The organism is Enterococcus sp. 2G9_DIV0600 (assembly GCF_002140615.1).
In the GTDB taxonomy this organism is placed as follows: Bacteria; Bacillota; Bacilli; order Lactobacillales; family Enterococcaceae; genus Enterococcus_D; species Enterococcus_D innesii.
Genome location: NZ_NGLL01000001.1, coordinates 38035 through 50735 on the forward strand (window position 1 = coordinate 38035; position 12701 = coordinate 50735).

The window sequence follows — 12701 nt, forward strand, 5'->3', positions numbered from 1 at the left end:
AAAATATGCGTTATCCTATTATTATTACCCCCGATGAACGTCTTCGTCGGCAAGCAAAACCCGTCAAAGTAATTACCGATGAGCTCGTTCAGCTACTAGACGACCTTTATGAAACGATGGTTGCCCACGATGGGATCGGTATTGCCGCACCGCAAGTCGGCAAAAACCTGCAAGTGGCGATCGTGGAAGTCGAAGAAGACGATCGCTTTGAAATGATCAACCCTGAGATCATCGCTTCTTCTGGTGAATCCCTTGATGTGGAAGGCTGCTTGAGTATTCCTCACACCTTCGGGACCGTCAAACGAGCAGACGAGATCACTGTCCGCTATTTCGATCGAGAAGGAGAAGAAATGGAAGTGGAAGCATTCGGTTACTTGGCGCGTGCGATGCAGCATGAGATCGATCATTTAAATGGCGTGCTGTTTGTCGACAAGCTCGTCGAACGCATTCCTGAAGAAGACTTAGAAAAGTATATGGAGGAACATGAAAATGACTAAAATCGTCTTTATGGGTACCCCGGCGTTTTCCGTCCCAATTTTAGAAGGCTTGCTTGAAGCCGGCTATGAAGTGGCAGCAGTCGTGACCCAGCCGGATCGTCCCGTCGGTCGCAAAAAAACCATCACTCCGACCCCCGTCAAAGAAGCGGCGTTGAAGCATGGCTTGTTGGTTTTACAACCAGAAAAAATCAGTGGGTCACCAGAAATGGAGCAGATTCAAGCTTTAGCACCCGATCTGCTGATCACGGCAGCTTTCGGTCAATTTTTACCTAGTGCTTTACTAGAAGTACCGAAGCATGGCGCTATCAACGTTCATGCGTCCCTACTGCCGAAATACCGTGGCGGGGCTCCTGTGCATTATGCCATCATGGAAGGTGAGCAAGAAACGGGTGTAACCATCATGGAAATGATCAAAAAAATGGATGCTGGCGGTATTTTTGCTCAAGCTCGTTTGCCGATCACGGCACAAGATGATGTGGGGACGATGTTTGATAAGTTGAGCCTATTAGGCAAAGATTTGCTGCTGGAAACTGTGCCGAAAATCTTGTCAGGAGAGCTGCAGCCGGTTCCGCAAGAAGAAGCAAAAGTCACCTTCTCGCCGAATATCAGCCGTGAACAAGAAGCCATCGACTGGCAGAAAACGGCGGTGCAAATCGACGCCCAAGTCCGAGGCATGCGGCCATGGCCAATCGCTTTTACGACACAAAACGGCAACCGCTGGAAGCTTTGGCAAGTAACACCGTTGGAGCAAACGACGACAGCCCCGCCAGGAACGATCATTGAACGGACGAAAAAAACGTTGCTGATCGCTTGTGGTGAAGGCACGGTATTGGCTATCGATGAATTGCAGCCAGCTGGAAAAGGCCGACAAGACATTGCCGCATTCTTAAACGGCAGTGGACAACAGATTCAAAAAGGAGATCAGGTAGGTACCTATGAAGCGTAATCTTGGAGACATACAATATACAGTGCGCTTTGTGGCCCTAGAAGCGTTGTTACGAATCGAAAAAGGCGGCGCTTATTCCAATCTACTACTACGGGAATTGATGAATCAAGGGCGTTTAAATGACAAAGACGGTCGCTTATTGACTGAATTGGTGTACGGCACCATCAGTCGTCAGCTTTTATTGGATTATTATTTGGACCGGTTTATTAAAAATGCCCGCAAAGTCGATCCATGGGTCAAAACGCTGCTGCGGCTTTCCTTGTATCAGATGCTGTATCTCGATAAAGTACCCGCCCATGCCATCATTCATGAAGCCGTGGATATCGCGAAAGCCAAAGGCAATCCGGGAACCGGTAAATTCGTCAATGGGGTGCTGCGCACGATCCAACGACAAGGAGTGCCAGACTTGGCATTGATCAAAGACCCAATGGAACGTCTAGCAACGGAAATCAGTTTGCCCCTGTGGCTAACGAAGAAACTAGTCAAACAAATTGGGATCGAAGAAACCAGTGAGCTGGGCTATGCCCTATTTGAACCCAATCATGCCAGTGGTCGTATCGATCTGCAGCGCATCTCGCAAGCAGCAGCGATCGAGCGGCTGCAAGAAGAAGGCATCGACGCACGGCCAAGTGAGCTTTCCCCCTATGGGGTTGTGGCTGACAAAGGCTTTATGGCGGGCTCTTCCCTCTACAAAGAAGGCTTACTGACGATCCAAGATGAAAGTTCGATGCTGGTTGCCCCCGTTTTACAAGTAGCTCGGGACCATCAAGTATTGGATGCCTGCGCCGCACCAGGAGGCAAAACGACCCATATCGCTGCCTTCTTGTCTGCCGCAGAGGGCGGCAAAGTGACAGCACTGGATATCCATGCCCATAAGGTTAAGCTGATTCAGCAAAATGCCCAACGTTTAGGCGTAGAAGCAGTTGTGGAAACCCGCGTGATGGATGCGCGGGAGACGGCTCAAACCTTTGCACCCGAACAATTTGATCGCATCTTAGTGGATGCCCCTTGTTCTGGACTAGGATTGATGCGCCGTAAGCCAGACATCAAATACAGCAAGACGGAAGCCGATTTCCAACGCTTGCCGCAGATTCAGCGAGAGATTTTGGAAAGTGCCGCCCCAACCTTGAAAAAATCGGGTATAATGGTCTACAGCACATGTACGATTCTAGCGGAAGAAAATCAACAAGTCGTGGCAGCGTTTCTCGCTGACCATCCTGAATTTGAGCAAATGCCTCTTGCGGTAGGACCGCTGGCAGCCGAAGCTGTTCAAGAGGATATGTTGACGATCTATCCGCAAGATTTTATGACAGATGGCTTTTTTATCAGTTGTCTACGCAAAAAGTAACGAGGTGAAAGAAATTGGAGATTCGTTTTCAAACAGATGTCGGCAAACGTCGCAACACAAACCAAGATTTTGCAGCAACCTATGTAAATAAAGCCAATGTGACATTGGCCTTGCTTGCCGATGGCATGGGGGGCCACCGGGCCGGAGATGTCGCTAGCCGTCAAGCAGTCAGTGAGATCGGCACCGCTTGGGAACAGACAGAACTGACAGATAGTGAAAAAACTGCCCAATGGCTGATCCAAAAAATCCAAGCGGAAAGCCAAGTGATTTTCCAAAAAGGACAAGAACAAGAAGAACTTAGCGGCATGGGCACCACGATCATTGCTGTGGCCTTATTAGGCGACCAGTTTACGATCGCCAATGTCGGGGACAGCCGTGCCTATCTTTTACGCAATCAAGTGCTGACCCAAATCACAGAGGACCATTCACTGGTCAATGAATTGGTGAAGTCAGGACAAATCACAGCAGAAATGGCCTTGAATCATCCTCGCAAAAACGTTTTGACCCGCTCGATCGGTATGCCAAGCGAAGTCGAAGTCGATGTGGCGATCCACTTTATTGCAGACGGGGATTATTTGCTGCTGTGTTCAGACGGATTGACCAACATGGTCTCAGATGAAGAGATCACAGCAACGATCCAAGAAACCCCTGAGCTGGAAGAAGCAGTGCAATCATTGATCGATCAAGCCAACGAACGCGGCGGTGTCGACAATATCACGGTATTATTGATTAAAGTTGGAGGAGAGCGCCCATGATCGAAATTGGGAAGAAGATAAACGGCCGATATAAAATCATCGGCAATATCGGTAGCGGCGGAATGGCAAATGTGTTTTTGGCGCATGACTTGATCTTAGACCGTGAAGTGGCAATCAAAGTGCTTCGTTTTGACTTCCAAAACGACCAAAGTGCGATTCGGCGCTTTCAACGAGAAGCCTTGGCGGCGACTGAGCTGGTTCATCCCAACATCGTAACCGTTTATGATGTCGGTGAAGAAGACGGCATGCAGTTTTTGGTGATGGAATATGTCAAAGGAATGGATCTCAAGCGCTATATCCAAACGCACTATCCCGTACCTTATTTGCAGATCGTTGATATCATCCAACAAATCTTATCAGCGGTGGCATTGGCCCATCAGCACCGCATCATTCACCGGGACCTAAAGCCCCAGAATGTGCTGATCAATGAAGACGGCGTGGTGAAAATCACCGATTTTGGGATCGCGATCGCCCTATCCGAAACGTCGATCACCCAAACCAACTCGATGCTAGGTTCGGTGCATTATCTGTCACCAGAACAAGCACGAGGCAGTATGGCCACCAATCAATCAGATATTTATGCGATTGGGATCATCCTCTATGAAATTTTAACCGGCAAAGTACCCTTTGATGGCGAATCAGCCGTAACGATCGCCTTGAAACACTTCCAAGATGAGATCCCGTCGATTCGGATCTATGACAAAAATGTTCCGCAATCGTTGGAAAACGTCGTATTGAAGGCGACCGCCAAAGAACCGGCGGATCGGTACAAAACTGCCGATGAAATGCGAGCGGACCTTGATACCGTGTTGTCTCCTGACCGACTCAATGAACCGAGATGGGAACCTCATGCCCTGATGGATGAAACGAGAGTGCTGACTCCTGTGGAAGCAGCCCAAGTCGAAACGCCGCCAGTAGAAGAACCCGTAGAAGATAAGGTTGCGGATCAAGCTGAAGAACCAGCGCAGCCGAAAAAGAAAAAACGCAAACGGTGGCTGCTGCTGCCCATCATTATGGTGATCGCACTGCTAGGCATAGGCAGTTACTTCCTATTCGGCGGTGGTCGGGGAGATGTGGCAATTCCTGAAGTCAGTGGCCAGACAGAAGCAGCTGCCCGTGCCGAGCTGGAAGCTGCTGGTTTGCAAGTGGCAGACGAGGTAGAAGAAATTGAAGACGATGAAGTCGAAGCAGGCAATGTCGTCAAGACCGATCCGCCAGAAGGCAATGAAGTCAAAAAGAATTCCGTCGTGACTCTTTATATCAGCAGCGGAGCCAAGAAAATCACTCTTGATGATTATGAAGGTCGTTCCTTCGAAGAGGTGAAGGAAGAACTGATTGATCTAGGCTTTGATGAAGACAATATCAAATCAGAATTAGAAGAATCTGATGATGTCAGTGAAGGGGACATCATTAGTCAGTCACCTGCGGCTGGACGTGAGATTTCGCCAGTTGATGGTGAAATTACCTTTAAAGTTAGTTCGGGACCAGATACCTTTGAAATGCTCAACCTTATTGGACTAACGGAGGCAGAGGCTCGTGCAGAATTGACCTCTCGAGGAGTCGATGTAGCGCGGATCATTAGCACGCCTCAGACGAGTGATGAACCGGAGGGCACAGTTGTTGGACAAACGCCTAATAGTGGCGAGGCTGTCGTAACATCAAAAACTGCAATCACGCTATTCATTAGTAGTGGTCCTCAAATGACAAATGTGCCGACTGTGATCGGACTTACGCAATCAGAAGCCGAAGCAGCAGTCCGTCGTGCAGGATTAACACCGAATACTAACCGCGAATACGATGATAGTGTTCCTGAAGGTCAAGTGATCTCCGTATCACCTGAGGAAGGTTCTTCAGTCGTTGCCGGTTCGCAAGTAACGTTAACGATCTCAAGAGGACCAGAGCAAGATTCTTCTTCAACTACCCAAAGCAGTAGTTCAGATGACTCCTCGGATTCAACGGCTACGAGCGAAAGCAGTTCCGAAAGTGATTAGAAACGAGCTAAAATCCAATACTTTAACCAAGCAGCCTTCGGGGACCAAAGAATTTTCTTTTTGTTCCCCGACGAGCTGCTTGTTTTTGTTTCTAAACCTTATAGTGAGGCACAGGTGTCTTTAAAATTTCCTTTAGTCCGGCCATTTGTGCAAGCGTACATCTTTCCAAGGATTCAAAAATTGGGTATAATGAAGGTCAGAATTAGTCAAGGGAGGGAATGAATTGAGTCATCACAACACTTCCGATTTGATTGAAGCATATTTGAAGAAAATTCTTGAAGACAGTGAAACCATTGAGATTCGTCGCGCAGAAATGGCAAATTTGTTCAACTGCGTGCCCTCACAAATAAATTACGTGATCAATACCCGCTTTACCGTTCAAAGAGGCTATGCGGTTGAAAGTAAACGCGGCGGGGGCGGCTATATTCGGATCGAGAAAGTCAAAATTACTGACAGCCACCACTACTTAAAAGAAATGAATCAATTATTCGATGAAACCATCTCGGAAAAAGATGCGTATGCAATAATCCAGAAACTTTATGAGGAAGGAATCCTGTCCAAGCGAGAAGGCAATTTATTGTTGACCGTCATCGCGAAAGCAGTTCTAGGACGTTCTCCTTATGAAAATAGAACACGAGCAGATTTGCTCCATGCAATTCTAGAACGATTAAGTTACGAAGACAGGAAGTGAAAGAGATGGATGAATTATTCACCCAACGCGCGAAAGCCGTTTTGGCTATCGCCCAAGAAGAAGCAAAATACTTTAAGCACCAAGCGGTAGGTTCTGAACATATTCTATTGGCACTGGTCATTGAACAAAACGGGATCGCTGGCAAAACGTTACGGGAAATGAATATCACAGAAAACGATATTCGTGAAGAAATCGAACATTTAACAGGGTACGGCACCGTTCGTCAATACCCAGAAAACGCCTATCTCGCGTATTCACCACGAGCAAAACATACATTTGCTTATGCAGGGGATGAAGCCAAGCGTTTAGGGGCACCACAGATCGGTACCGAACATCTATTATTAGGCTTATTAAGAGACGAAGACATTTTGGCTTCACGAATCATGCTGAATCTCGGCTTGAGTCTCGCGAAAATGCGTCAGCTTTTGAAGAAAAAAATGGGCTTCAATGAAAGCAAAACCAACGGAAGTGCTGGTCGTCGTCGTCCAGCCCAAGCCAAAGCGCAGCAAGGAACACCGACCTTGGATTCCTTAGCCCGTGATTTGACCAAATTAGCCCGTGAAAAACGGCTAGATCCTGTTGTCGGTCGTGCCAAAGAAGTCAAACGGCTGATCCAGATCCTTAGCCGTCGGACCAAAAACAACCCTGTTCTCGTTGGGGAACCTGGTGTTGGGAAAACCGCGATCGCCGAAGGCTTAGCCCAAAAAATCATCAATGGGGAAGTCCCAGAAGACATGCAAAACAAACGTTTGATGATGCTGGACATGGGGGCTTTAGTTGCTGGAACGAAATACCGTGGAGAATTTGAGGACCGAATGAAAAAAATCATCGATGAGATCTATCAAGATGGTCAAATCATCTTATTCATTGATGAATTGCATACACTGATTGGGGCCGGCGGAGCCGAAGGGGCGATTGATGCCTCGAATATCCTGAAACCAGCCTTAGCCCGTGGAGAATTGCAAACCATCGGTGCCACGACATTAGATGAGTACCAAAAATACATTGAAAAAGATTCTGCGTTAGAACGCCGTTTTGCCCGAGTGCAAGTCGACGAACCAACACCAGAAGAAGCGGAAGAAATTTTACGGGGCTTGCGTCCTCGTTATGAAGAACATCATGGGGTGGAAATTTCTGATGATGCGTTACACGCCGCTGTGCAATTGTCCGTACGTTACATCAATTCGCGCCAATTACCAGATAAAGCCATCGATTTGATGGATGAATCAGCAGCCAAAGTGCGTCTAGACAAAACCGATGAAAGTTCGGAATTGGCAGATCTACAAAACGAGATCGCTAACTTGATCGAAGAAAAAGAAGCAGCCATTCGCCAGCAAGATTTTGAAGCAGCAGCTCGTCTGCGGATCAAGGAAAAGAAATTGACCCAACAACTGACGGAAGTGGCGTTTATGGAAGTCAAAGAAGCGTCAGGCTATGCCGATAGTGTTACTGCAGAAGATGTTGCTACGGTCGTTTCCCAATGGACTGGTGTACCTTTGCAACAGATGGAGAAAAAAGAAAGCGAACGCTTGTTGGATCTTGAAAAGATCTTGCATCAACGGGTAGTTGGCCAAGAAGAAGCGGTCAAAGCAGTCGCTCGTTCAATCCGTCGCGCCCGCAGTGGGTTGAAAGACCCCAACCGTCCAATTGGTTCCTTCATGTTCTTAGGCCCGACTGGTGTCGGGAAAACCGAGCTTGCTAAAGCCTTAGCGGAAGCGATGTTTGGCAGTGAAGATGCCTTGGTTCGTGTCGATATGTCCGAATTTATGGAAAAATACAGCACGAGCCGTTTGATCGGTTCACCGCCAGGCTATGTCGGCTATGACGAAGGTGGGCAATTGACGGAAAAAATCCGTTCAAAACCTTACTCCGTCATCTTATTGGACGAGGTGGAAAAAGCCCATCCCGATGTCTTCAATATCCTCTTGCAAGTGCTAGATGATGGACATTTGACGGATGCCAAAGGTCGGAAGGTCGATTTCCGCAACACGATTTTGATCATGACTTCTAATATCGGTGCCCAACAAATCCGCGAAGAAAAAAGCGTTGGATTCAATGTCACTGATTTAACGAAAGATCACCAAGCGATGCAAAAACGGATCTTAGAAGAGCTGAAAAAAGCCTTCCGTCCAGAATTCTTGAACCGTGTGGATGAAACAGTGGTCTTCCAATCCTTAGGTGAAGGGGAGATCCACGAAATCGTGAAGATTATGAGCAAAGCGATCATCAAACGGTTAAGCAACCAAGACATCCAATTGAAGATCACGCCATCTGCCATCGATGTGATCGGTAAAGCTGGTTTTGATCCAGAATATGGGGCACGGCCGATTCGTCGAGCATTGCAAAAAGAAGTCGAAGACCGTTTAAGTGAAGCACTCCTATCAGGACAAATTCATTTAGGTGACAAAGTGACGATTGGTGCTTCCAAAGGATCGATCACTCTCAATGTCAAAGAGGGACAAGCACGGGTCTTGCAACAAGTTTAAGTCGAGCCAATAACGGCAGCGGCGTTTCTATGGTCGAGTAATCGGCACCCATAGAAACGTCGCTTTTTTGTCTTGCTATGTTTAGTAGTGATCAAGTGATCTCTATTAATTATGATTGATGATTCACAAAAAAATATCCTTCTAAATAGCTTTATGACAACGGTTGATTAACGGAAAAAGCGCTATTCGTGAAAAAAAGAGTAACGAGACCTCTTGGAAAGAATCCTGCTGTGTGATACTATGAATGAGTTGAAAAAAGGAGGAGTATTATGGTTGAGATTATCGCCACGGTGGAATCGATCGAGCAAGCACAGCAGCTCATCCCTTATGTTGATACATTGTTTTTTGGAGAAGAGACATTCGGGCTGCGCCTACCGGCCTCTTTTTCTCGTGAAGAGCAAATCAGACTGATCGACATGGCCCACGAAGCTGGAAAGAAAGTGACGATCGCAGTCAATGGCATCATGCATCCAGAAAAAATGAAGCGGATTCCAGAATACCTAGCATTTCTGAAGACCAATCAAGCCGATCAAATCGCTCTCGGAGATCCTGGGATCATTTACCGCATGAAGCAAAATCCAGAATGTGCCTTGCCATTTATCTATGCAGGGGAAACCTTAGTAACGAGCGCTCGTCAAATCAATTTTTGGGGACAAAAAGGAGCAAAGGCAGCCGTTTTAGCACGAGAAGTTCCTTTCGAGGAAATGAAAATCATGGCACCGCAACTAAATATTCCTGTGGAAGTATTGGTTTATGGTGCGACATGCATTCACCAATCGAAGCGTCCGCTTTTACAAAATTATTATAACTATACCCAACAATCGGAAGAAAAGAACCACGACCGTGGGTTGTTTTTATCTGAACCGAAAAAAGAAGAAACTCACTATTCCATTTATGAAGATAGCCACGGCACGCACATTTTTGCCAATAACGACATCAATCTGATGCTGCAGCTGGCGGAATTAGCCGCAACAGGCTTTCAAACCTGGAAGCTGGACGGAATCTATACACGAGGGGCTGCCTTTGTGGCAATTGCTAAGCTGTTTGCCCAAGCCAAGAGCCTTGTGGAAAGTGGGAAGTGGCAAGCAGAGCAAGCAACTGTGCTCAGTGAACAAGTTGCCCAACTTCATCCAGCAGAACGTGGGTTGGACACTGGATTTTATGCCATCGATCCTGACGATATCAAGTAAGGAGCAAGAACAAATGACCGTTAAACAAGCATTGAAACGACCAGAAGTGTTAGCACCAGCTGGTACGTTAGAAAAATTAAAAACAGCGATCCACTATGGCGCTGACGCTGTCTATATCGGCGGCAATGCCTATGGTCTACGGAGTCGCGCGGGAAACTTTACCTATGAAGAAATGGCGGAAGGGGTGGCTTTTGCCAAAGCCCACAACGCAAAAGTCTATGTAGCAGCCAACATGGTGACCCACGAGGGCAATCAAGAAGGTGCAGGGGAATTCTTTCGGGAATTGCGAGATGTCGGTATTTCGGCAGTGATCGTTTCTGATCCCGCTTTGATCCAGATCTGCGCAACAGAAGCGCCAGGTCTACCGATCCATTTGTCCACCCAAGCCAGTGCCACGAACTATGAAACATTGGAATTTTGGCGGGAAGAAGGCCTAGAACGGGTCGTTCTCGCCCGAGAAGTGTCGATGGAGGAAGTCGCTGAGATCCGCAAAAATACTAGCGTGGAGATCGAAGCCTTTATTCATGGTGCCATGTGTATTTCTTATTCTGGCCGTTGTACTTTGTCCAATCATATGTCGATGCGAGACGCCAATCGCGGCGGCTGTTCGCAATCTTGCCGCTGGAAATATGATCTGTTTGACATGCCCTTTGCAACGGAACGAAACAGTTTGACTAAAAACGGGACAGTGGAAGAAGAGTTTTCCATGAGTGCCGTGGATATGTCGATGATCGAACATATCCCTGATTTGATTGAAAACGGCGTGGATAGTTTCAAAATCGAAGGCCGCATGAAATCGATCCACTATGTTTCAACCGTGGCGAACGTTTATAAAGCAGCCGTGGACAGTTACATGGCCGATCCAGAGAACTATGTCTGTAAACAAGAATGGATCGATGAACTGTGGAAAGTTGCGCAGCGAGAGCTTGCCTCAGGCTTTTACTACGATACCCCAAGTGAAAATGAGCAGTTGTTTGGTCCGCGTCGGAAAATTCCGCAATACAAATTTATTGGGGAAGTCATGGCGTATGATCCGGCAACGAAAACAGCTACGATTCGGCAACGGAACCACTTTTCCGTTGGCGATGAAATCGAATTTTACGGTCCCGGATTCCATCACTTTCACCAAACCGTCGAAGTCATGTATAATGAAGACGGTGAATCCATCGATCGTGCACCAAATCCTATGATGCTGTTGACGATGCCGGTCAAAGAACCGGTGGAAGTCGGAGACATGATTCGGAAGAAAAAATAAGGTCGAGAGTTTCTCTCGGCTTTTTTTGTTGAATCAATCCAGCCAAAAAGGATCGATGAGAACATAGACAATCTTAAGGAGGAAACAACAAATATGGAAACATACGACTACATAGTAATTGGTGGCGGCAGTGGCGGAATCGCCTCAGCCAATCGGGCAGGGATGCACGGCGCCAAAGTATTATTGATCGAAGGCAATGAATTAGGCGGCACCTGTGTCAATGTCGGTTGTGTACCGAAAAAAGTCATGTGGCAAGCTAGTGAGATGTTAGAAATGATCAAACGGGACGCAACTAGCTACGGCATTTATCCACATGTGGATAAATTTGATTTTACTGAGCTTGTGGATAACCGTGAAAAATACATTGATTTTTTACACACAGCCTATCAAAAAGGCTTAGACAGTAACAATGTAGAAGTTATCCACGGTTATGCACAATTTGTGGATAACCACACGGTTACCGTCAATGGGGAAAACTACCATGCAGCAAATATTTTGATTGCCACCGGTGGAAAACCTAGCGCGATGAATATTACCGGCGGTGAGTACGCCATTGACTCGAATGGTTTTTTTGCGTTGCGAGAAGCACCAAAGCGTATGGTCGTCTTAGGGGCAGGCTACATCGCAGCCGAAATCAGCGGTGTCAGCCAACAGCTGGGCAGCCAAGTGGCTTGGGCGTACCGCAAAGAGCGGCCATTACGAACCTTTGACAAGATGCTTGCGGATAATCTCGTGGAGATGTACCAAGAATCAGGAATCGAAACTTATGCAGGCTACGTGGCCTCTCGTATCATTAAAGAAGGTGACGAGTATCTCGTTCACTTTGAAAATGGCGAAACCTTGACCGGCGATTGCGTCCTTTTTGCTGGTGGTCGTGTGCCGAATACGGATAAGTTAGGTCTGGAAAACACCGATGTCCAATTGGATGAAAAAGGGTTTATCATTGTGGACAAATATCAAAATACCACAGCTGACTCGATTTTTGCGGTGGGCGATGTCATCGGAAAATTGGATTTGACCCCGGTTGCGATCGCCGCCGGTCGACGCTTGTCTGAACGCTTGTTCAACGGTCAAAGCGATGCGTACTTGGATTATCACTTAGTACCGACGGTCATCTTTACTCATCCACCGATTGCCACGATTGGCTTATCCGAAGAAGCAGCCTTGGCAAAATACGGCCAAGAGCAGATAAAGGTGTATCGCTCGCGCTTTACACCGATGTACTTTGCTTTAAATGAGTATCGCCAAAAATGTGAGATGAAATTGGTGTGCTTAGGAGAAGAAGAAAAAATCATCGGTCTGCACGGCATCGGGATCGGTGTCGATGAAATGCTGCAAGGCTTCGCTGTAGCCATCAAAATGGGTGCTACAAAAGCAGACTTTGATCAAACCGTTGCCATTCATCCGACAGGGTCAGAAGAATTTGTGACGATGCGTTAACTAGTAAATAGAAGAAAAAACGAGCAGGGAAAAACGAATGGATCGTTCTTCCCTGCTCGTTTTTATGAAAGGAAGGGGCTGTATTGTTCAGCCGCTTATCTT

Annotated in this window: 10 protein-coding genes; all 10 read left to right on the top strand. The window is 47.0% G+C overall.

Going from position 1 to position 12701, the window contains the following annotated elements; all coding sequences use genetic code 11:
* Positions 1 to 5: 5 nt before the first annotated feature.
* Positions 6 to 497, top strand: a complete 492-nt coding sequence (gene def / locus A5870_RS00240) for a peptide deformylase (protein WP_005230314.1) — start codon at positions 6 to 8, stop codon at positions 495 to 497.
* Positions 490 to 1443 carry a methionyl-tRNA formyltransferase gene (gene fmt, locus A5870_RS00245; protein WP_086291455.1) on the top strand — a complete coding sequence of 318 codons (954 nt, stop codon included), beginning with the start codon at positions 490 to 492 and terminating at the stop codon, positions 1441 to 1443. Before def ends, fmt begins: the two co-directional genes overlap by 8 nt.
* Positions 1433 to 2791, top strand: a complete 1359-nt coding sequence (rsmB, locus tag A5870_RS00250) for a 16S rRNA (cytosine(967)-C(5))-methyltransferase RsmB (RefSeq protein WP_015510616.1) — start codon at positions 1433 to 1435, stop codon at positions 2789 to 2791. The genes fmt and rsmB overlap by 11 nt, the downstream gene beginning before the upstream one ends.
* A 14-nt stretch (positions 2792 to 2805) precedes the next feature.
* Entirely contained in the window at positions 2806 to 3546 is a 741-nt protein-coding gene (locus A5870_RS00255; RefSeq protein WP_077454136.1) for a Stp1/IreP family PP2C-type Ser/Thr phosphatase, read from the top strand.
* A complete protein-coding gene (gene pknB, locus A5870_RS00260) occupies positions 3543 to 5537 on the top strand; it encodes a Stk1 family PASTA domain-containing Ser/Thr kinase (RefSeq protein ID WP_074934237.1) in 1995 nt (664 codons plus the stop codon). The genes A5870_RS00255 and pknB overlap by 4 nt, the downstream gene beginning before the upstream one ends.
* Before the next feature lie 223 nt (positions 5538 to 5760).
* A complete protein-coding gene (locus tag A5870_RS00265; protein ID WP_005230319.1) occupies positions 5761 to 6228 on the top strand; it encodes a CtsR family transcriptional regulator in 468 nt (155 codons plus the stop codon).
* Positions 6229 to 6233: 5 nt separating this feature from the next.
* Positions 6234 to 8714, top strand: a complete 2481-nt coding sequence (locus A5870_RS00270) for an ATP-dependent Clp protease ATP-binding subunit (protein WP_010748867.1) — start codon at positions 6234 to 6236, stop codon at positions 8712 to 8714.
* Between the two features lie 269 nt (positions 8715 to 8983).
* On the top strand, positions 8984 to 9904 hold the full coding sequence (locus A5870_RS00275) for a peptidase U32 family protein (protein WP_086291456.1): 921 nt from the start codon (positions 8984 to 8986) through the stop codon (positions 9902 to 9904).
* A gap of 13 nt (positions 9905 to 9917) precedes the next feature.
* A complete protein-coding gene (locus A5870_RS00280) occupies positions 9918 to 11159 on the top strand; it encodes a peptidase U32 family protein (protein WP_008381725.1) in 1242 nt (413 codons plus the stop codon).
* A 93-nt stretch (positions 11160 to 11252) separates the two neighbouring features.
* The gene (gor, locus tag A5870_RS00285; RefSeq protein WP_086291457.1) at positions 11253 to 12599 is read left to right on the top strand and encodes a glutathione-disulfide reductase; all 1347 of its coding nucleotides are present in this window, start codon (positions 11253 to 11255) and stop codon (positions 12597 to 12599) included.
* Positions 12600 to 12701: the final 102 nt, after the last annotated feature.

Coding starts and splice junctions, on each gene's coding strand:
- def (WP_005230314.1), top strand. CDS start 6: ATGCGTTATCCTATTATTATTACCCCCGATGAACGTCTTCGTCGGCAA.
- fmt (WP_086291455.1), top strand. CDS start 490: ATGACTAAAATCGTCTTTATGGGTACCCCGGCGTTTTCCGTCCCAATT.
- rsmB (WP_015510616.1), top strand. CDS start 1,433: ATGAAGCGTAATCTTGGAGACATACAATATACAGTGCGCTTTGTGGCC.
- pknB (WP_074934237.1), top strand. CDS start 3,543: ATGATCGAAATTGGGAAGAAGATAAACGGCCGATATAAAATCATCGGC.
- A5870_RS00270 (WP_010748867.1), top strand. CDS start 6,234: ATGGATGAATTATTCACCCAACGCGCGAAAGCCGTTTTGGCTATCGCC.
- A5870_RS00275 (WP_086291456.1), top strand. CDS start 8,984: ATGGTTGAGATTATCGCCACGGTGGAATCGATCGAGCAAGCACAGCAG.
- A5870_RS00280 (WP_008381725.1), top strand. CDS start 9,918: ATGACCGTTAAACAAGCATTGAAACGACCAGAAGTGTTAGCACCAGCT.
- gor (WP_086291457.1), top strand. CDS start 11,253: ATGGAAACATACGACTACATAGTAATTGGTGGCGGCAGTGGCGGAATC.